We start from the raw sequence: 21,398 nt of genomic DNA on the forward strand, positions 1-21,398 counted from the left end.
TTATCACAGCTGTTCATTCAATCAAGAGTGGCTGCGATTGACGATTGTTTTTGGTCAGTTGTCGGTACGTTCGTGGGGGGCGCAATGACTCGATCTAAATCACCTGGTGGCGAAGCGACGCCCTCGGGTGGCGTAGGTATGGCGACTCGTTTTGGCCTTTTAAGTGTTTGCTGCGTGGTCTACTTGGCCGCATCGCTGGCTCCATTCGATTTGGTTAATAGCAAAGCCGAGTTGTTTGGGCGGTATCACGCCGCGCGTGAAAGAATGCAAGCCGGGACTCTATCTGGCAATGACTACGCGATGTTCACGAATGCCTTCAGGACTTTCTTCTTCACAGCTCCCGTAGGCGCTTTATTCGTCTACGTAAGCAATACATTTCGGCCAGTTCTCGTCGTCACTCTGATATCGTTGATTGCGCTGACGGTATTTACCGCCATCGGGGAGGGAATTCAAATCATCTCGAAATCACACTCTGTGGATGCGGTTGGTTTCCTAGCTAGACTTTCGGGAGGATGGTTCGGGGCAATCTGCTATTTGCGGTGGGCGAATGTCCATTGCAAGGTGTAGCGGGGAGCAAGATCGACGTGTAAGCTGGTCCCAGGAAGGGTCTTGTATGCCCCCGGCGTTTTGTCTATAATCCAGAATATGTTCTATCGCCTAGTTCTACTGATTCTCACCAGCTATCTCACCACCGGAATTGTTTCTGCTGGAGTGATGCATAGTGGTCATGTGGATGGGTGTGATTTGGAATCCGTCGCTGTTCTTCTCAGTGCAAGTGGCGACGATAGCGTGCCGGCAGTGCAAAACGTCCGTGACTGCGAGATGGCGCAGCACGATTTGCTCTCTGGTAGCTCGCTAAGTTTAGCCGCGACCATCGCATGCCGAATGGCCGGTCTGATCTCTCCTGAGATGTCTGGAACGCGCGGCCTTTTTAGCAGCGGTGCCGCGAGAGATCCTTGGTTAGTCACGGTCTTAAAGCCTTCATAGGCGGTAACTCAGCTTTCCGTTTTGAGTTACACATGTCTATGTTTTAAGGTTTTAAGAGTAATATGCTAAAGAAATTTATGTGCCTTGCTGTGTTGGCGCTGTCTGCTTCCACAGCTTCTGCGGGTGTTATGGGACACTCGATTCTCTCGCTCAGCAACATTCGTGTTATCGATACGAGTGACAATTCGGTGTTGACCGCGAGTTTTAATGGCGATTTGTCTGCGGACATCCAAGCGACGACCTCAACGACGTCTGCCACGAACCGCGCTTCGCTTTCAACCGCTGCCCCGTCGACCGTTACTACGAACGGAACAGCATTCGTCACTGGTGGCGGAATCATCATTCCTCCAATCCAGGCAGCAGATGCTGTGGCTGGAAGTTTGGCTGGCGACTATCTACGCTCGCAATCGCTCTACGGCGGATCGTTCGTTGATATCATCGATCCTGGTCCATACGCATTGATTCCAACCCCTGCTGGCGCGACCACGCAGGCTGATTTCAACGTCGATAACCTCGGTGCAATCGGTGGTGCGTCTTCGAACGTGACGAATACATCTTCGTTCAATTTCATCGCAACTTCGGACATCACTGCCCGCTTGGAGTTCGACGCTCTAGTCGACATGTTGCTCCAAGACTCGTTCGCTCCATTGAACTTCTATTCAAGTGCTCGGACCAGTTTTTCTGTGACACTGAGTGAATCTGGCGCGGCTGTTCCTGGTTTCGGTGGGGCTTCAGCAGAAGCGGATCTGAACCAATTCATTTCAATTCCGCCGTCGGGAAGCCCAGCAACGGTATTTATCTCGGGTAGCTACCAGTCGCTCGACTTCGATCTGACTGCTGGTTCTTTCTACACCTTGACAATCAACCAAACGGCCAGCGTTAGCGTTGGTACTGTTCCCGAGCCTTCGAGCTTTGCTGCTTTCGGCGTACTCGGTCTCATCACGACGGTTGTTCGTCGACGCAAACGCTAAAGAAGCTTGACTCGTCCATCGAGTCTGACTGAAAAATCGACGACGAGCCGCCTATTTTGTGGGTGGCTCGTTTTTTTGTCGATGGTTGTGTGTGTTTCTCGATCGTATTTGTGGTTGTCAGTCAGGAGCTAATCGCACAAAGTGCGGAACGGGTCTATGGATCACCGTTTGGCAACGATTGATGCTCGGTAACTTGGGTAGCCTTTCTCGCCGATAGCTTGCTTAAGCTGCATGTGGCAGTCGGTTGCGTTCGCTGCTTGACTTTTGCTTCGTTTGTCGAAGGAGATGTTGGTGATGCAGACGGCGGCGCGGGGGACTACGGGGGAGATTGTGATGGGAAGGTCGAAACCGTATTGGTTGGCGATCGGTTCCATTGTCTTTACTAGTGTTAGAGCGTCGTCGCCTCGGCAAGGGATTACTGGTGCGGTCCAGATCAGTCCCGCGTCGGTGACTTCCCCAGATTCGGGACGGTTCCGGTAGAACGCGCCTTCTAGGTGATTGGAATTGGGGACACCGCACAGCAAATCGTTCACATCGCTGATCGTGTGCACGAAGTTCTTGAAACGGTTCGCGATTCTCCAGTCAGGGGCTTTCTCGGCCGCTGTCTTTAATAGGTTGACCTGCCATTGCTTAAAGAAGCGTACCTTGCAGTACTTCCCAAGCGTTCGTTTGATCTCGTCACGCTTGGCGTCGACCAGATACCGTGGACCGTACAGGCCACCAAGCCCATTCCAGCGTTCGATCTTCAACTCCTTGCGAATATGCTGACGCTGCTCGGCAGTTAATGGTCCATCGCCGGATTGGATCGATTGCATGATCGGCTGCGATGATGCAACCCGTAGATCATTGGCAAGGTGAACAACACTGTCGATCACACCGGCTTGTCGCAGGCGACCGATGCAATCCACGATCTGGCTGAACGTTGCATCGTCATCGGTTTTGAATCCGAAGCCGTCGATCGCTTCCGGTCGAGGCATCAACCAGATCGTCATCCGCGTGACGATCCCGTTTTTGCTCTGAGGCATCATCCCCTGAACATTCGGCCCCAGCCCGTACGGATAGACGTGTCCGACAGGACTGGCGTCGATGTCGCCAAACCCGGTGTGCGTTACATCGCCATTGGGTAGCACGACCTGGTAATTGCACGATTGTGAGAAGCGATCACCATAAGGCGTGTGACCAAACCCTCGCTGTAGGATGTTGCCAACGATACTGGCGTCTGGGCCTGCGCCTGTCACATCGAGCATCAAGCGCGAGCCTCGCTTCAGGAGCTCGCCAGCTAGTTCCCCTTGCGAAACGCCGGGTTCGATCACCGCGTAGGCAAGTTCTTCGTTGATCTCAACAATGCGATTCATTCGCCCTAGGTCGATCAACACCTGTCCATCTGTGGCGGCACAACGGTCGCCGTAGCCCCAGTTTTTCCCGCGGCTGAAACAGTGCCACTGGACTCCAAACTCGCCCAGTTTCCGTACGATCTGTTGGACTTGCTCGGCAGACTTGGGGCGGACAATGGCTGCAGAGTAGGTTGACTTGGGAAGCGTCGACTTGCTGTACTCGTTGCGAGTTCCTGAATCGTCTAGAAAGTTCTCGTCGCCGACGATCGATTGCAGTGCCGATCGCAGCATCGGGCGAAGTCGATCAGAGGTGGGTGCAGGGGCGGACATGTAGACTCCTAGGTCAGGCTGCCCCGCTGTCGGATTTAACGATTCGGAAATGCTTGTCATCGCTTCAAGGTCGGTGGTGAAGGCATCTGCCATTACCAAAATGACGGCCGGGGGCACAACGCTGACATCGTCCCAATTGGGGCGTGGTGGCGTTTCGGCACCGCGGGGCGGTAGTGATGCAAAAGTTGCAAGCGTCGCGCCCAACTGCAGCCACTACTAGGTTTTAGGTCAAAAACAAGCGAGGAGAGGCTGTTTCAAGCTCGTTCGCGAATCAGTTCAAGTGCGACTTCTCACAATCGGTGGAATTGGCACCAGCTTGGATGGGAACCGTCAACGCCTTCAGGAAATGCAGGATTGGCGCGATTTGTATTGCCGAATGGCCTTTCGGAACGATTTGAAGCAATGGGTGAAGTGTGTCCGAATACAATCACTCCCGATCGGATTGGTTTTTGATAGGTCGGGACGCTATTTCAGCAGATTTGGTAGCTACGATGCTTGGTGATGGCAGTTGGAGTCGAATGTGAATTCTCAGATGGTGCCGTTGGTTCTTCATACCCGCGTGATCAGCGGTCAGGGAGGTGGTCCGGAGAAGACGATCTTGAATTCCCCTCGGTTTCTTGAGCCGTTGGGGTACCACGGGGTTTGTGTTTACTTGCGCGATCCAGGGGATCAAAAGTTTGACATCATCCGGAAGCGGGCCGTAGAGAAACGGGCGAAGCTTGTTGAGGTCGATGACTTTGGGATCAAGGACATTGGCGTTGTCAAACGCATGCGAGTGGCTGTTGAGCAGATCGTTCAGCAAGGTTCTTTTCAATCGTCGCCCTTGATCTGGCATGGGCATGACTACAAGTCAAATCTATTGGGACTTCTGCTGAAGAAGCACTTCCCCGGTATGCGGCTCGTCACCACGGTGCACGGTTGGGTTCAGAAGACGTGGAAAACGCCGCTGTATTATGCCATCGATAAGTGGTGTCTGGCTCGCTACGAACAGGTCATCTGCGTTTCGAGGGACTTGTTTGAGGACTGCCAAAAGCTTGGCGTCGAGAGTTCGCGACTGACGCTAATCGATAATGCGATCGCTTTGGATGACTATGAGTTTGAAATGGCGCAGTCGGAAGCGAAGACGCGATTGGGTTTTGCACCCGAGACAAAACTGGTGATCGCAGTCGGCCGCCTCTCTGATGAGAAAGGCTTTGACCTTTTGATCGATGCGGTCGCTCAATTGATCAAGGATGGCGAAAATGTTGCCTTGGCGATTGCCGGCGATGGTGCCTTTCGAAATGCGCTCCAAAACCAAATCGATGAGTTAGGCTTGTCCGAAGTGATTAAGTTGCTTGGGTTCGTCGCTGACCCGCGTGTGGTTTACCGCGCAGGCGATGTCTATGTTCTCAGCAGCTATCGCGAAGGATTGCCGAATGTGGTTTTGGAAGCGATGGCGATGAAAGTCCCGGTCATTTCGACTCGCATTGCCGGGATGCCGGATCTGATCAGTGATGGCAACAACGGTATGCTGATCGAAACCGGTAGTGCCGATGCGATTGGTCAAGCGTTGCGGCAGTTGGCGCAGTCACCGAATCAGCGTGATTCGCTTGCCAATGCAAGCCGGCGCACCGTCGAAGAGCGTTTCAGTTTCCAAAGCCGAATGGAATCCATTGCTAAAATCTACCGGCAGCTCTAGAGATCTGTCGATTCTCGGGCATGGTCGTTCGCGAAGTCGTCTTACGTTCTGCTGGTTCTCGGTGAAGGGCGCGAATTCTGTGCAGCCAAAAAGGTTTAGCAATCTTTCGATTTGGGGTTAGCTCTTTTGGGGAGTTTGGTAGCCTCCGTGTGTTTAAGGGTTGTTTCCTATCTGCCTTTCACGGAGTGTTCGAATGATTCGATGCTTTTTGTTCAGTCTTGCTGTGTTTGTTTCGGTGTCAGCCGTTTCGGCTCAGGCTACCTATTCAAGGTTGGTCGTCTTCGGGGACAGCTTGTGTGATACGGGCAACAGCTACGCAGCGACCGGGATTCCTCCGGGAGGAGCGGCTGGTTTTCCGTATTTTCAGGGCCGGTTTTGCAATGGGCCCAACTGGATTGACTACCTTCAAGTTGATCTAAGTTTGGCTGATCCACAGGTCCTGAATTTCGCAGTGGGAGGTTCGAGCACAGGTTTTGGATATCAGGCACCGCCGGATGGAATTTTTCAGGGGCCTCCAGGATTGTTGGTGCCAACGGTTGGCGTTCAGATTCAGACGTATCAGTTGTTGGCTATTCCTGATCCGGATCAGTTGACGGTGTTGTGGGCCGGCTCGAATGATCTGCTAACGATGAAGTCTCCTTCATCTGCGGTCAGCAATATTGAGCAACACATCCGTGATCTAGCGGCCATGGGGGCCGACGAGTTCTTGGTCCCATCGATGTCCGCTCTCGGCGAAGCGCCGGCGGTCGAAGGTTGGCTGGAGCGGTTGGTGATGAATTACCTTTCACTCCGGTTCAATTATCTATTGAACAAGCGACTTGATTCGCTTGAGTCAGAGTTGTCGATCGAAGTTCATCGCTTGAACACGTTTAACCTGACCATGTTAGGGCTCGCGATTCCGCAGTTGTTCGGTTTCACGAACACGACTGATGCGGCTCTCGATGATATTGCAGCTGGCGAGATAAGTCCCGCTGAAGGTGCGAGTTATTTTTACTGGGATGTGATTCACCCCACGACACTGGTGCATTCGGTGTTGGCGCAAGCGGCAAGCGATGAGCTTGATTGAGAGTTGTTGTCGTTGTTGTCATCAGCCGCGTCGCGCGAGCGTGCGGTTCGGTGGGGGGAACGGTTTGTGGTAGGAACCGTGAGCTAACGCTCAGCGGCTGATGTTGGGCATTGCGATGTGAGGGGATCGCTGGCTCTGCCAACCGTCGTTAGCGCGAACCGGCTCAGTGGTGAGGTAAATTGGGATGATTGCTCGCGCTGACACGACAACGCGTTTACGAAAAAAGCCGGCTGTGGATTCACAGCCGGCTTTATTGTTGGTCTTGTTGTGTTTGCCGCTTTAGGCGTAGTGGTCGGCGTCTACGACCACGGCAGCGGTTGGGCGAGCGGTCATGGTTCGCCAGTAGTCCGGCGCCCAGCGACGGTACTCGATAAACATCGCGATCACGGCGATCAGCAAAAACAGCATGCTCATGACAAGCATGACGGTATAGACGCTTGGCGGTTGCTTTGCGTTATCAGTCGATGGAAGTGTCGACACGGTCACCCTCCAGAATAAAACCTTCGCTGTAGTCTCTCATGATTTCGGCAACGGCCCGATCGGGTTCCGTTTTTACAACTCGCAGTCGTCCGATGTAGCGGTCGTTTCGCGTCACGTCCAACTGGTGGCCGGCGCGGATGCCGTCATCTTGTCCGATCGAAACTTCAACCAAGCCTTTGTTGCGAGTGACAACCAACACGTTTCCGTTGCGATCCGGTGGGGCTCCGTCCAGTGGAGCTTTGGGGTCGATTCCCATGTGGTCGGCAACTTCACGAAAGCGGGTCAACTCCGCAGCCAAGTTCTTGTTGCGTTGGTCAAGCTGGAGTCGCACGCCTTGCGATTCGCTCAACTTGTCTTGCAGTACCAAGGTTTGAGCGAACAAGTCATCGCGGTTCTTTTGCTCTTCGGTGACTTGCTCACGCAGGCGTTTGTTGGCGTCGGTCAGCTCCTGCAGCTGTTCCGCTTGGATCTTGTCAGTCTGGGTCAGCTTGTCGAGGTTTTCTTCGAGGTTCTGGACTCGAGCGATTCGCTGAGCCAGGTCATCGTTGAGCTGATCGAGTTGAGTTTGAAGTGCAGCAAGTGAAGTTCGCCGAGCAACCTGTTCGCGTGACAGGGCGGCTTGAGCTCGCTGCTGAGCATCTTGCAGTTGTTCGTTCTGCTGTGCGTAGGCTTCGATTTGTGCCTTGTAACCAGAGGGTCCGAGGACAACATCGCGCCAGTTTCTGTGGGATGCATTGACCGCCAGCGCCAACCCCATAAACGTTATGCTGAGTAGGAGAATAACGACGGTAAACGCTTTACCAAGTAACGTCATCTTAGAAGCTTTCCTGTTGCAGATGCATTCCGGGCCAATCTTTGGTCGGGCAAATGGTCGAACGGATAGTGAACGAATCTGGCGGCAGCGCGCCGGATTTTGAGTGGGACGAAAAGCCTTTGGTGCCCACGCCAAACTGTTGCAAAACGGGCGCCCGGAATCGGAACCCACGGTTTCGCACTGCCGGAAGTATAGTTACCGCAATTTTCAACTGTCAACGAAATCGGAACTAAAACCCCTAAAGCCACAGTTTCCCTAATTGGGTCAGGCGAAAATACCGGATTGCAATGAACTTGAGACGAGTTTACCGATCGTAGGGATATCCGACGGGTACTCCCCCAGGGTGGATCATGTTGGCTCGACCACGCCAGTTAAGGTAAGCAAGTTTGTTGGCTTCGCATCGATTCAAGTTAGCACGCCGTTTATCCGTTCCAGTTGAAGCTGGTCGCAAGCGAGATGCCTAATAGTCCTGTTGTCGCCGAATGAGCAGCACAGTATGTGGTGCGGTCGATGATGAACGTTTGCGGGTGGTGTGATGTCAACCACCAATGGTTTCGTCAGGTTTGCATGGCGTGCTTCGTCTCGTAAGTCCGCGATGTTGTTTCGCTAGCGGATCTGAGCTGCTGCGATGACGCCATGCAGCCGAAGCGTTCGGTCTGGGATGGATCTGTCGAGTCAATCGATAGCGACGGTTATGATGCGCTAGTGCGATCGTGAGTCCTGCGAACGCGATTCGCTTGGTGCAACTGCGTCTGCGTAAACCGGTCGGATTCGGATTCGTTTATTTCATCGTGACCGAATCACGATTCCAGATGTTATCCTGTGAGGCAGAAGCGACAACAATCGCCTTCGCACCTCATCCTCTTTTTTAGTCACCCCACGAACAAAGCATCTCGATATGGGCCAAGCTATCCAAGACTTTACCGATCTGCTGCTCCGAAACGGCGTCATCAGCTTGGACCAGCTCTCCGAAGCCGAGCAGGTTGCCAAGGACACATCTTCGGATGTCGGGGCCATTCTTGTTCAGATGGAATACGCGACGCCTGAAGAAGTGGCACAGGCGATGGCAAAGTTCCACAAGATTCCTTACGTCGATTTGCGTGAAACGCGAGTGGCCGACGAAGTGATCGAATTGGTTCCCGAGTCGGTAGCGCGGGAAAACATGGTACTGCCCTACGCCGAGGAAGACGGTGCCCTGCGAATCTTGATCGCAGATCCTTTCGACTTGGAAACGATCGAAAAGCTCCGTTTCATTCTGAACCGAAAGATCGAAACCGCTCTGGCTCCAAAAGAGTCGATCCAGGGGGCGATCAACCAGTATTACGGGCAGGTCGAAGGTGAATCGGCTGACTCGATGTTGCAGGAATTCACCGATACGGCGATCGACTTTACCGAGACCGATACGGGGGAAGTCAGTGAAACCAGCGACGATGGCGACGAGAGTAGCGCTCCGGTTATTCGCCTAGTTAACCTGATGATTCAAGAAGCCGTCCAGCTTCGGGCCAGCGATATCCACGTTGAACCCTTCGAGGAGCGGGTCCGAATCCGTTATCGAATTGACGGCGTTTGCGTTGAGCGAGAATCGGCCCCACGGCGGATGCTGTCGGCGCTAATCGCCCGGATCAAGATTCTGTCGAAGATCGATATTTCGGAAAAGCGACGACCAACGGACGGCCGGATCAAGATCACGGTGGGTGACAAGCAGCTCGATTTGCGGGTCAGTATCATCCCGACCAACCACGGTCAGTCATGCGTGATGCGACTGCTCGACAAAGACAACATCAAGGTTGGTGTACGTCAGTTGGGTCTGAGTCAACGTGACTACCGAACGTTCAACTCGCTCATTCGGCGCCCCAATGGAATCATCCTGGTCACGGGGCCAACGGGCTCTGGAAAGACCACGACGCTGTACGCGGCAATGAACGCGCTCAATCGTCCTGACCGCAAGATCATCACTGCCGAAGACCCTGTTGAGTACTACCTTCCGGGGATCAACCAAGTCGAGGTCCGGCACAGCATCGGGCTCGATTTCGCTCGCATCATTCGCTCGATGTTGCGACAGGCACCTAATATCATTCTCGTCGGTGAGATGCGGGATCACGAAACAGCATCCATGGGTATTCAGGCCTCATTAACTGGACACCTGGTTTTCAGTACCCTGCATACGAACGATGCGCCCAGTGCTATTAGTCGAATGGTGGACATCGGTGTTCCATCCTACATGGTGGCAAGTTCGGTCATCGCCGTCATGGCTCAGCGTCTGGTGCGGACACTGTGCCCGCGATGTAAGGTGCGTTATCAACCGACCGAGTCAGTCATCGCGGATAGCATGTTGCCACCAGAAATGATTGCTCAGGCTGAGTTCGCTCGAGGCAAGGGATGTCCGTACTGCGGTCGCAGTGGATATCGAGGCCGGATTGGTATCTATGAGTTGATGGTGATCAACGGAAAGTTGCGTGAAATGATGTTCAAAGGTGCAGACACCAAAAGCATCCGGATCGAAGCCATAAAGAATGGTATGTCAACACTTTACGCCGATGGGATGCTGAAGGTGACTCGCGGGATCACGACCTTCGAAGAGGTTTACCGGGTTGCTAAGCAGACCGAGCAGGAGCACTTGGCGCTCCACCACTTGGTGGAAGATCTCGACTCGCTATAGGTCGATTTTGGCGGTTATGCCGCCGCTGCTGAAGCGTCCGGCCGCAGTGTCTTGCGCCCCCATATACGGTTCGGTTTGGCCGCTTTCAGGCAGCCGTTTGCTAGCGGCGTGCTAGGCTGCCGATAGCGCTAATTCTTATTGACGCTCGTCAGGCCGAGTGCGGCGGCGAGGTGATCGCGTGATGACGCTCTGTTGGGGGGAGCCCCACAAAGTTTCGATGTTTCACGCCATCAATTTTTGAAGTTTCAGGGTATTGCGAACATAATACCGCCAGTTCGGGCAAAAGCTGTTCTACTCCTCGCCATCCAACACACCGCCTGAACGCTCGCCAAATCGGCGTCATCCAACGGACCGTTTGTCCACTGGTGGCACCTCAGGCTGAGACGAGCACCTGATCGATCACGCTCACGAAGGATCCAATCGATGGCAACCGTACTTATTGACAAGCTTCTCCAGGCCGCCGTGAAACAGGGCGTCAGCGACATTCACATTGTCGTTGGTCAGCCTCCTGTTTTTCGTTTGCATGGCCGGATGCGAAAGCTGGAGACAAAAACGCTGGAGGCGGAAGATTCGGTTGCGTTGATGAAGTCGATCACGCCGGAACGCTGCCAGCGAGAGTTGCAGGAAACCGGAAGTACTGACTTTGGTTTTGCGTTTGGCGAACTGGCGCGATTCCGGGTGTCGGTGTTTAAGCAGCGCGGGTTTATCTCGATGGTGCTGCGTCAGATTCCTAATGACAAGCTGACGCCCGAGCAATTGGGATTGCCAGAAGCTGTTGTCAAAATGGTGCACCGTCCCCGCGGTTTGTTCTTGGTGACGGGGCCAACCGGGTCTGGTAAGTCGACGACTTTGGCGAGCTTGATCAACTTGCTGAACGAAACCGTTGACCACCACATCATCACGATCGAAGACCCGATCGAGTTTTATCACGACCACAAAATGAGCACGATCAACCAGCGTGAAGTTGGTGTCGACGTGCCGAGCTTCTCCGAAGCGATTCGCCGAGCGTTGCGGCAAGACCCCGACGTGATTCTGGTCGGCGAGCTTCGTGACTTAGAAACCATCGAAGCGGCGATCAGTGCGGCGGAAACCGGGCACGTCGTCTTTGGCACCCTGCACACCAACAGTGCACAGGGCACGGTCAACCGAATCATCGACGCGTTTCCGGGTAACCTGCAGGATCAGATTCGAACGCAGTTGGCCAGTACCTTGATCGGCGTCGTCGCGCAGACCCTACTGCCCAAGATCGGCGGTGGACGCTGTGCTGCGTATGAGGTCCTGGTTGTCACCCCAGGTGTGTCAAACCTGATTCGCGAGAACAAAACGTTCCGGATCAGCAGTTCGATGCAAACCGGTGCGAAGTTCGGGATGCAATTGATGGACGATGCGTTGTTCCAGCACTGGAAGGCCGAACGAGTCAGCGTCGAAGACGTCCTGTCGAAAGCACACCGGCCGGATGACTTGGCAAAGCGGATCGTGCAAGCCCGTCGCGGATTGGACGATTCCCCGGTGCCGATCTCGGACGACGAGAGCGGAAAGGGTTGATGAAGCAGTGATCGCTTCTCACGCCCGTGACAGATTGAATGAGCATTTAGTAGCCCCTTAGTTATCAAAGCAAGAACGCTTCCATGGCCCCACGTCGAATCGGACAGATCCTCGTCGACCTTGGTTTCTTGACCGACGAGCAGCGAGATATCGTGCTCGAGGAACAGGAACAGCAGCCCGGTGCGCTGTTTGGAAAGGTTGCCGAAGACATGCAGCTGATCACCGAAGAGCAGCTGATCCAGGCGCTGGCCGAGCAGATGTCGATGCAGACCGTGTCGCTGGAAGAGATTCAGCTGGCGCCGGAACTGGTCGAGAAGCTAACCGAAACGATGGCGCAGCTCTATCGTGTCGTGCCGATTCGCTTCGAAGGCAATCGCCTTACCGTGGCGACTTGCGACCCGCAAAACTTGAGCGTCCAAGACGAACTTCGGACGTTCCTTGGCTATGACATCGACGTCGTCGTCGCGACCGAACGAGATATCAATACAACCATCGGGCGCTACTATGACAGCGAATCCGAAAGTGTTGAAAAGCTGGTCGCGGAACTGGCCGAAGACGAAGAGCTGAAAGCAGCCGTTTCGGCTTTGGATAGCGAGAAGTTCAACATCACCGATGCGGAAGCTTTGGCCGATTCGGCGCCGGTGCGAAAACTATTGAACATGGTTTTGCTGTTGGCGATTAAAGACCACGCCAGCGACATTCACCTAGAACCATTCGAAGACGAATTCCGAATCCGAATCAAGGCGGAAGGCGTCCTGTACGAAATGGTTCCCCCGCCACGTCACTTGGCGTTTGCGATTACGACGCGAATCAAGGTAATGGCGAACCTGGATATTGCCGAGCGTCGTATGCCGCAAGACGGTCGAATCGAATTGATGGTCGGTGGTCACCCGGTTGACCTTCGCGTCAGCGTTCTGCCAACGATCTTCGGTGAAAGCGTCGTCATGCGGGTGCTTGACCGTTCGGTTGTGAACCTGTCGCTGGAAAACGTCGGTATGGATGAAAAGACCATGGCGACATTCCGTGAAGCGATCGATCGGCCCAACGGCATTGTGTTGGTGACCGGTCCGACCGGGTCCGGAAAGACGACGACCTTGTATTCGTCGTTGTCGGAAATGAACGATATCAAAGACAAGCTGATCACGACCGAGGATCCGGTCGAGTACGACATCGATGGCATTATCCAAATTCCGATTGATCATGATGTCGGTGTGACATTCGCAAGCTGCCTGCGTGCGATCTTGCGGCAGGATCCGGATATCATTTTGGTCGGCGAGATCCGTGACTTGGAAACGGCCGAAATCGCCATCCAGGCGGCATTAACCGGTCACCTTGTATTTAGCACGCTCCACACCAACAGCGCGCCGGCGACGGTCACGCGTCTAAAGGACATGGGCATCCCAGCCTTTATGACTTGTGCGACGGTGGAGGCAATTCTGGCGCAGCGTTTGGTACGTCGGATCTGCACCAAGTGCCGCGAAGAAACCAAAGTCAACAAAGAATTGCTGTTCGAACTCGGGATGAAGCCTGAGGACGTTGCTGGCCGCAAGTTCTTTAAAGGAATCGGTTGCGATCAGTGCAACAACACTGGTTACAAAGGCCGGATCGCATTGTTCGAACTGATGGTAATGAACGACAAAATTCGTGAAATGGTCATGGCGAATGCCTCGACCGATGAGCTTCGTGACGAGGCCGAGCGAAACGGGATGACGACCTTGCGTGAAGCCGGATTGTCGATGGCGTTTGATGGCGTCACGACGCTGGACGAAGTCGTCCGAGAAACCGTGGCTGAATAATTCGGCCGAATAACATCAGCAGTGTGTTTGGTTCAATATCGTGTTTGGTGGGCAAACGCGACCGACTTGGGAAGAACCATGTCGGACGCGTTCGCTGAGTGTCAGATGCGAATTAACCAGCAACCTTATCAGCACATTTAACAAATCACTTTTTGAAGAAACCTACGCAGGTCGGATCGGCTGTTAATCGAGTCCAGCTGATCGTGTCGCGTGGGGTACCGCCGAGGGCTTAGCAAAATGCCTACCTTTCAGTTCGAAGCGATGGACGCGGCCGGTCAGGAGATCCGTGACGAGATCGACGCCGCCAGCGAAGAAGAGGCGCAAACCACTATTCGGCAGATGGGGTACTTCGTTACGAAGATCTCCGTCAAGAAACAGGCTGCCGCCAAAGCTGGTTCCAAGAAAGGCAAGCGTGGCTTTGCGATCGGCGGTGCAAAGACCAAACACATTTGTGCCTTCACTCGCCAGCTTTCGATTCTTCAAGACGCCGGTCTGCCGATTTTGCGATCGCTGAAGATTCTCGAAAACAACCAAAAGCCAGGCAAGCTGAAGTTTGCCCTGATGGATGTATGCGAGGAGATCGAGAGTGGTTCGACGTTGAGCGAGGCGATGAGTAAGTCGCCAAAGATCTTTAGCCGCCTTTACGTCAACATGATCAAGGCGGGTGAAGCGGGCGGTGCGTTGGAAACCATTCTGCAGCGTTTGGCGGAGTTCCTCGAGCGTGCCGAATCGTTGAAGCGAAAGGTTAAAGGTGCGTTGATCTATCCGATCGTCGTCGCGATGGTCGCGATCCTGATCGTGACCGGGATCATGATCTTTATCGTTCCGACCTTCGAGCAGATGTTCGACGAGTTTGAACTGAAGCTGCCCGCGCCAACCTTGTTGTTGATCGCGATGAGTAACTACCTGAAAAGCTATTGGTGGTTGTTGATCGTGATGCCGATCATGTTTTTGCTGTTCGTCAAATTGATGCGCAAATTCCGGCATGGGCGAATCGGATTTGACATGTTCATCATCAAGGTGCCTGTATTCGGCGGCTTGCTTGAAAAGAACATTTTAGCCCGGACAACGCGAACCTTGGGAACCTTGGTTAGCAGCGGTGTGCCGATTTTGGAATCGCTAAACATCACGCGTGAGACGGCCGGGAACGCGGTATTCGAAAAGCTGTTTATCAAAGTCAGCGAAGCGGTACGCGAAGGTGAGGTGATTAGTAAACCTCTGAAAGATCACAGTCAGTTGGGCTTTCACCCGATGGCGGTGTTCTTCTTCGCCATCTTCGGCGCGTTCCCCGGATTGGTCCTGTTGTCGATCGCGATTACCAGCCGCGGTACCAAGTTGGATGAAGACGGCATGGTCGAGACGCTGCTATTCATTGCGGCGTATGGGATCGGTCTTGGTGCTGTCGGTGCCGGGCTTTGGTATGCCATGAAGATCAAAGGCCGAGTTGTCAATGACTTGGTCGTCAACATGGTCGACGTCGGTGAAGAGACTGGTGAGTTAGACACCATGCTTTACAAGGTTGCCGACACCTACGACGAAGAAGTACGGACGATGACCGACGGTCTGACCGCTCTGATCGAGCCGATCATGATCGTGTTCCTTGGGGTGACGGTCGGATTTATCGTGATCAGTTTGTTTATGCCACTGATTGAGTTGATTACGAGTCTGTCGTCCTAAAAAACGTTCGGTGCAAAGCCATCGCTGACGCGTCCTTTCCTGTGGAGGAATCGTCCGGTGGCTGCTTGGATCGAAAAGTCGCGAATCGTTAATGCGATGATTGCGGCGGTGAAAGAATCAGATTGGAACTGGATGGGAAGGCCCTCGCATTTGTGTGAAGCCTTCGTGGGTAAGAAACTATTCGACAAGCGGAACGGAATGATGAGAGTGACAAAGACGAGCTTAACGACAACGCGTGGTCGACGCGCAATCGTTGCCGGCAGCGGCAATGATCGAAGCGGCTTTACGCTGGTGGAGTTGCTAGTTGTGATCGCCATCATCGGGGCCATCGCCGCGATCGCGATCCCTGCGATCGGCCGTGTCATCCGGGCTGCGGGAAAAGCTGCACAACAATCTGAATTGGCAAGCTTGGAATCGGGGATCGAGTCCTACTACACCAAGTACGGTGATTACCCACCAGACTTTTCGAACTGGGGAATCGTCAAGCGACATTACTTGAAGATCTTTCCGGACATCGCGCAAAGCGAACTGAATTTATTGTTCCGCCTCTGTGACCAGACCGCGGACAATGATGCTAGCCAGATGTCGGTCGCGATCATTGACGCCAACTTCGATCCTACCGCACTGGACCGTGCCGAAGCGGTTGTTTGGTCGTTGGGAGGTTTCAGTAGCGATCCTCAGTTTCCGTTTACCGGTGATGGCGGACCGCTAAAGATTTTGAATGCGAGTGGATCACGTCAGGATCCCGCCAACGTCGAATACAACACAAGCCGTACCGCTGCCGAGATCTCTTTGGAGCCAGGGAATCTGTCGGTTAAGACACCCACCGGCACCGGGTCGCGAACCTACACCGATCGTTTCGCAAGTGCGGATGACGATTCGGCACTTAACCCGAACGACGTCTTCCCGGTCTATCGTTTGAAGCCCGGTGCCAGCCCCGTGGTCTACTTCGATTCGCGGACCTACGCGATCGATGTCGTTGCCGGTTCCGGAAACCCGAGTGTTTACAACGGGTACGCACGAGCGTCGACGGACAGTGCGACCGGTTATGACGGCATCCGTCCCGTCTACAGCAATAACCCTGGTGCGACGCCGACCGGCGGCGCTACCTACGCCGCATCTGGAATCAACCCGTTGGCCGGTTGGCAGTTCGTCAATCCGAACACCTACCAGTTGATGGGCCCTGGCCTGGATGGTTTGTACGGCGAAGTCTTTGACACGACCCCGAACGATCCGCCAACCGCTGGCGATCCGCCGATCTACTTCAAGTTGGATGGTACCGCAGTTTGGCCCGTCGGCACGGCAACCGCGCCATCGGGATTGATCCGTCCAGACATCCAACGTTTTGACGTCACCGGATTGGTCTCGCGCTCACTGAACCCATTCCGGGACAACATGGGCAATGTGGTTGATGGGACTTTTGAAGACATCCTCGACTGATTTGTATCCATTTCAAAGCAACGTTGCACATTCACGCAGAACCCATGGTCTTAGCTAAAAAGACAAACCGAACTCATGACGCGATGAACCATCGTGGTTTCACATTGGTGGAACTGTTGGTTGTCATCTCCGTCATGGTCGTGCTCGGCGGAATGTTGACGTACGCGTTGGCTTCGGCGACGACGCAGGCTCGTGTCAAGCGAACGCAAGCCGATGTGCTTAGTCTTGGCCAGTTGCTTCAATCACGTGTCAACGAGGTTTCGTTAGCCCCGGTGAACTTGGTTTATGGGCGAAGCGGATTGCAGCAATTGCAACTCGGTCAGACTTCGCTTAATACGATTAGTGGCCCTGGAACGGGCGGCATGTCAACGAACGCTCAGCGTATCTCGTTCATGGCACAGGAACGGGCACGGCTAACACTTTTGGCTCGCCGCGACATGATTCGGATGGTACTTCCGGAGTGCCAAGCGGACTTGATCTATCCGCCGACGAGTTTGCAGTTCCGTACTTACCACGTTACGGGCGTGGGTGCCGGTTGGTTGCCCAACGTCGCACAGATTAAACCTCCCGAACAATGGAGCCGGATGCGAACGTTGGCCAACTTGTTGTCCGCTGCGGACATCGATGCGATCTACACAGCCAACGGTGGCAGCAGCGCGGCGACAGACCCAGAGGTCGATGCCATTACGGAGTCGTCCAACGCGCTTTACGAAGCGATTCTCAAACATGACGCGAGAGTGTTGCCATTTGATTCGTCGACACCAACGCCGATCGGTTGGACTCGCCAACACGAGTCCGCTGAGTGTCTGTATCTGATTTTGGCAACGACCGAACTGTTCGGCCAAACGGCAATCGACAAGATTCCCGACACGCAGATCGCTGACACCGATGGCGATGGCATTCCCGAAATCCTTGATGCCTGGGGACAGCCTTACGAGTTCATCCGCAACCCGATCGGTTTTCGCTCGCCCACGATTAAGAACTTTGATCCCACCGGCAGTACAGCGGCGGACCAATACCCCTTTGATCCTGATTCGTTTGACTTCCTTGCGGCGGATATGCGATTCAACGAGTCAGCGCACCCCTCGCCGACCACGCTTCCGGCGACCGCATTCTTTCCTGTCTTCTTGCCACCGATGGTTGTCAGCGCGGGATTGGATGGTGAATTCGGAATGCGTTTGTCTTACGTCAATACGGACACCAGCACGGTCGAGCCGGAAATTGGTGTGAATCAAGGTTACAGCGCATCGTCGGTTCGATACCCGGCGGGGACGTATGGCCCGACCTATCCCTCGATGGGAATCGTGCGATACCCAGATCCGTTTAATGATGTTTCCGCGGTCACGGCAAACGCACCTGCGGATTACTTCTTCACGATTTCGGCGACCGGTTCCATCGTGACGGCAAAGCAGGGTGGCGGATTGGGCGCGATCTTGGATAGCGAAGTCGCCGCCGACAATATCACTTCACTTGATGCGGGAATCTAATGGCCAACACAGTCAAATCAAATCGATTGACTGCTCGGCAGTCCGAATCGGAAAAGCGAAATGCATTCGGTTTTACATTGGTGGAACTGTTGGTGGCGATCACAATCGCATCGGTACTGACAGCGATCGCTTTGCCGACGCTGAAAGAAAGCATGCGGCAGAACTCGCTTGGCCGAGCAGCGTCGTTGGTCAAGGGCGCCTTTATCAATGCACGTGCACAGGCCATTCGTACCGGTCGACCATTTGGGATCGTGATCGAGCGTCGACGCCATGCGATCGGCGACGGGACCGCCGATACCTTGAACTTCTTTAATGCGAACTACTCCACTCGCATGTATTACGTTCAGTCACCGCTGGAATACCGCGGCGACTATCCCGATGCGGTGGCGTATCCGATCTTCGAAGCGGTCGGTGGTAGCTCGCTAGCACCTCGATTTTTCATTCCGCGTGAAGCTGCCGGGTTGTTGTATGCGGCCGCGACGCCCTACACCTTCGGTAACGCTACGGCCGCAACGAATTTGGTCGGGACACGGACAAAGTTCGAAGTCGGCAATACCGACTATGTCTTTGAAATCACGTCGCTAGAAAAAGTGACGCTTGACCGATCGAATCCGACAACGACTATCGGAACTGGTCGAGTTGCCGTTCATCCACAGGTTGAACAAGTTGTTCCCGCAACACCTGCGAACCGGTACATCGACGGGATTCTAATCAGTTTCAACTACATCGACTTCTCACCACGCAACGCACAGGTTGCCGGGCGGTACCAGACCATTGGCGCGCCGGGAGCAGTCGTAGCCGCATCTGCATCGGTTTTTCCAGCGGGGCTCGCATCGTTTCAGCCGATGCCGTTCAAGTTCCGCAGCAATCCGATCAAAGCGCCTTTGGCACCAGTCACGATGATCGGCAAAACGGTCATCGACCTGTCGATCTCCGGTTCGGTTCTGGCGCCTGCAGCGTTCAATTCACAAGTCGTCGTTGATCCCGCACCTGCTGCAGCGATCCCATCACTGGCCGCCGATCAGCGTTTGAATGATGTGATTGTCATGTTTGCCGCCGACGGTCAATTGGATGGGATTTACTACGACCAACGTGTTGTCGCCGGAACGCCGTCTCAAATTGTCGGATTCCAATATCAACGGTTCGATCCGGCGACCACCATTTCGTTCAACGTCGGGTTTGTCGACGGCGTGGTCAACAATGTCGATGACGTTGCACGCTTTCCCGATTCAGTTCCTGGGACGGACTATCAAATCAACGCCAACGATCCACCGTTGGATAACCCTGGGCCGACAGCGCCTTTGGAGATGAAGAAGAAGCCGAACTTTGCAAACACCGATTGTGCTTGGATTCATATCCAGCCGCTCAGTGGCAACATCTCGCTTCAAACGGTCGCCTCGCAACCGATTCTTTCAGATCTGTCGGCTTACTACGGCTACAACCCGGCTCCCGGCAGCCAATTTGCTCGAGCGGTTGCTTCGGACCGCATTCGGCAATCTCGTCGGTTGGCAACTGGAGGTGCTGTGCAATGATTCAGATGAACAGCTTTTGCATAAACGTTCGACAAGCGTCACGTCGCGGCCTTTCCATCATGGAAGTGTTGTTCGCGATTGGTGTTCTGACGATCGGTTTGCTTGGTGTCGCATCGATCCTGCCGGTCGCGACCAACAACGCGTCGATGGCATTGAAAACGGACCGAGCTGTCGAAGAAATCAATAACCGCGTCGCGACCGAAATTGCGGAGATCGCCGGTAAGTTTGACGAAGTCGTCATCGCGAATAATTCCGCATCATCGCTAGCCGCAACAGGCTTACGATTCAACGAAGTTTCCACGGACAGCTTTGGCGCGACGATCTCGGTCTATGACAAGTACACCGGGGCTTCGACAGTCACGCAGCCCAATCTTCCCGATGCCTTTGTAATCGATCCTTGGTTTTTAACTGCCGCCGGAACACCGCGTGCGGACAGTACAACGCCGGGGACCATTCGAAACGGCTACGACCGCACCATGTATCCGTGTTATGACCCGCGGATGCACCCATACAACGTTTCGCCAACGGATCCGATCGGATCATCGTTGGGAGCCGGACCGACCTATCCCAAGCTGGTTGATTTGCCACGCTTCGTTCGTGTCGGACTTTCGTTCAACGGAACATCGTTGTTGTCGGCGATGAACGCCGAAGTCAACGCTCGACGTAGCGACGACTTTTCAATTTTGGTTCCCGATGATCGGACAAAGCCGCCAGGGTTGTTCGTCCAGCGTTCTGCCAACTCGTCCGCTTCGCTAAAGAAGAACACCGTCAGTTCACGGTTTTCGTCGATCGTCGCGATGTCCCGTAGCGACATCGGCAGCAACGTTTTCAATGCGGCCGTGATCACGATGCAAGATCGCAAGGTTGTCACCGTTCCCGGTGGATACTTTGACGGATCGATTGTCCGTCCGGCATCGGGGAATTTGCCTGCACACGATTTACGTCCTTACACCGCATGGCTTCCCGACGATCCAGCGGCGCCCGCGTCGTTCGCTCGCGAAGAAAGCATGATCTTTCCGGGCGAGATGGTTGGTTATGTCTCCGCAGCACAACGACCAATCAGTGGTGGGGGCGGAGCCGAATTCATTTTCCGTACCAGTCGATACGTCAAGCCGCCGGTCCGAAATGGCAGCTGGGTGATGCTGATGCGTCGCGAGTATGTTCGTGACCCCTCGGTCTTCCCAGGTATTTCGATTGTTCCCGGACCATTGAAATTTGCTTGGTACCGGGTGAGCGACGTCGTCAAAGAACCCGCGGTAGTTACACGTGGTGGCGTCGACATGTACGAAACCCAGATCACCGTTGATGGTGCTGACTGGGTCTTTCATCCGATTCAAACGGCCTTATTCGCCACGTCTACTCCGCCTTATTACGCGCAGCCTTATTTTCCAGTTTCATCGAGTGATCCTCGCCCTTCATGGGGAACGCCACCTGCGTTTGTGCTCGATGATATGCCTGCCAATGGAACCGATCCCCCTGGATACAATCACTTCGATTATGGAACCACGATCGTGATTGCACCCGACGTCGTCAGCGTTAGGCAATTCCAGGTTCGTCTATAAAAGTTTCGGTCCTATGGCCGGATAGCGGGGACGCAGGTAA

16 protein-coding genes are annotated in these 21,398 nt (G+C 54.2%); 13 read left to right on the forward strand and 3 right to left on the reverse strand.

What is annotated here, in order from left to right; all coding sequences use genetic code 11:
* From LOC67_RS13025 to LOC67_RS13035, 3 genes are all read left to right on the forward strand, one after another.
* Nucleotides 1-567, forward strand: a 567-nt coding sequence (locus LOC67_RS13025; RefSeq protein ID WP_230263043.1) for a hypothetical protein, incomplete at its 5' end; no start/stop codon positions are given.
* A 78-nt stretch (nt 568-645) separates the two neighbouring features.
* Nucleotides 646-987 (forward strand): hypothetical protein, encoded by a 342-nt coding sequence (locus LOC67_RS13030; RefSeq protein WP_230263044.1) that lies wholly within the window; start codon nt 646-648, stop codon nt 985-987.
* A gap of 62 nt (nt 988-1,049) precedes the next feature.
* Nucleotides 1,050-1,958 (forward strand): PEP-CTERM sorting domain-containing protein, encoded by a 909-nt coding sequence (locus LOC67_RS13035; protein WP_230263045.1) that lies wholly within the window; start codon nt 1,050-1,052, stop codon nt 1,956-1,958.
* 161 nt (nt 1,959-2,119) lie between these two features.
* Here the strand turns inward: LOC67_RS13035 and LOC67_RS13040 are convergent, their stop codons facing one another.
* Nucleotides 2,120-3,682, reverse strand: a complete 1,563-nt coding sequence (locus LOC67_RS13040) for an FAD-dependent oxidoreductase (RefSeq protein WP_230263046.1) — start codon at nt 3,680-3,682, stop codon at nt 2,120-2,122.
* Nucleotides 3,683-4,142: 460 nt separating this feature from the next.
* Between LOC67_RS13040 and LOC67_RS13045 the strand changes: the two genes are divergently transcribed.
* Together LOC67_RS13045 and LOC67_RS13050 are read left to right on the forward strand one after the other, a co-directional pair.
* Nucleotides 4,143-5,300, forward strand: coding sequence for a glycosyltransferase (locus tag LOC67_RS13045; RefSeq protein WP_230263047.1), 1,158 nt, complete (start codon nt 4,143-4,145; stop codon nt 5,298-5,300).
* Nucleotides 5,301-5,493: 193 nt separating this feature from the next.
* The gene (locus tag LOC67_RS13050; protein ID WP_230263048.1) at nt 5,494-6,366 is read left to right on the forward strand and encodes an SGNH/GDSL hydrolase family protein; all 873 of its coding nucleotides are present in this window, start codon (nt 5,494-5,496) and stop codon (nt 6,364-6,366) included.
* Between the two features lie 279 nt (nt 6,367-6,645).
* Here the strand turns inward: LOC67_RS13050 and LOC67_RS13055 are convergent, their stop codons facing one another.
* A complete protein-coding gene (locus LOC67_RS13055) occupies nt 6,646-6,846 on the reverse strand; it encodes a hypothetical protein (RefSeq protein WP_230263049.1) in 201 nt (66 codons plus the stop codon).
* Nucleotides 6,824-7,660 (reverse strand): hypothetical protein, encoded by an 837-nt coding sequence (locus LOC67_RS13060; protein ID WP_230263050.1) that lies wholly within the window; start codon nt 7,658-7,660, stop codon nt 6,824-6,826. The genes LOC67_RS13055 and LOC67_RS13060 overlap by 23 nt, the downstream gene beginning before the upstream one ends.
* An 898-nt stretch (nt 7,661-8,558) precedes the next feature.
* Between LOC67_RS13060 and LOC67_RS13065 the strand changes: the two genes are divergently transcribed.
* From LOC67_RS13065 to LOC67_RS13100, 8 genes are all read left to right on the forward strand, one after another.
* Nucleotides 8,559-10,319 (forward strand): GspE/PulE family protein, encoded by a 1,761-nt coding sequence (locus tag LOC67_RS13065; protein ID WP_230263051.1) that lies wholly within the window; start codon nt 8,559-8,561, stop codon nt 10,317-10,319.
* 423 nt (nt 10,320-10,742) lie between these two features.
* Nucleotides 10,743-11,864, forward strand: a complete 1,122-nt coding sequence (locus tag LOC67_RS13070) for a type IV pilus twitching motility protein PilT (protein WP_230263052.1) — start codon at nt 10,743-10,745, stop codon at nt 11,862-11,864.
* A gap of 83 nt (nt 11,865-11,947) precedes the next feature.
* Nucleotides 11,948-13,660 (forward strand): GspE/PulE family protein, encoded by a 1,713-nt coding sequence (locus tag LOC67_RS13075; RefSeq protein ID WP_230263053.1) that lies wholly within the window; start codon nt 11,948-11,950, stop codon nt 13,658-13,660.
* 237 nt (nt 13,661-13,897) lie between these two features.
* Nucleotides 13,898-15,337, forward strand: coding sequence for a type II secretion system F family protein (locus LOC67_RS13080; RefSeq protein ID WP_230263054.1), 1,440 nt, complete (start codon nt 13,898-13,900; stop codon nt 15,335-15,337).
* 57 nt (nt 15,338-15,394) lie between these two features.
* The gene (locus LOC67_RS13085; RefSeq protein WP_230263055.1) at nt 15,395-16,777 is read left to right on the forward strand and encodes a type II secretion system protein; all 1,383 of its coding nucleotides are present in this window, start codon (nt 15,395-15,397) and stop codon (nt 16,775-16,777) included.
* An 83-nt stretch (nt 16,778-16,860) separates the two neighbouring features.
* Nucleotides 16,861-18,264, forward strand: a complete 1,404-nt coding sequence (locus LOC67_RS13090) for a type II secretion system protein (protein ID WP_230263056.1) — start codon at nt 16,861-16,863, stop codon at nt 18,262-18,264.
* A complete protein-coding gene (locus tag LOC67_RS13095; RefSeq protein ID WP_230263057.1) occupies nt 18,264-19,796 on the forward strand; it encodes a Tfp pilus assembly protein FimT/FimU in 1,533 nt (510 codons plus the stop codon). The genes LOC67_RS13090 and LOC67_RS13095 overlap by 1 nt, the downstream gene beginning before the upstream one ends.
* Before the next feature lie 5 nt (nt 19,797-19,801).
* Entirely contained in the window at nt 19,802-21,358 is a 1,557-nt protein-coding gene (locus tag LOC67_RS13100; protein WP_230263058.1) for a hypothetical protein, read from the forward strand.
* Nucleotides 21,359-21,398: the final 40 nt, after the last annotated feature.

Origin of the sequence: Stieleria sp. JC731, from assembly GCF_020966635.1 — a bacterium.
Classification (GTDB): Bacteria; Planctomycetota; Planctomycetia; order Pirellulales; family Pirellulaceae; genus Stieleria.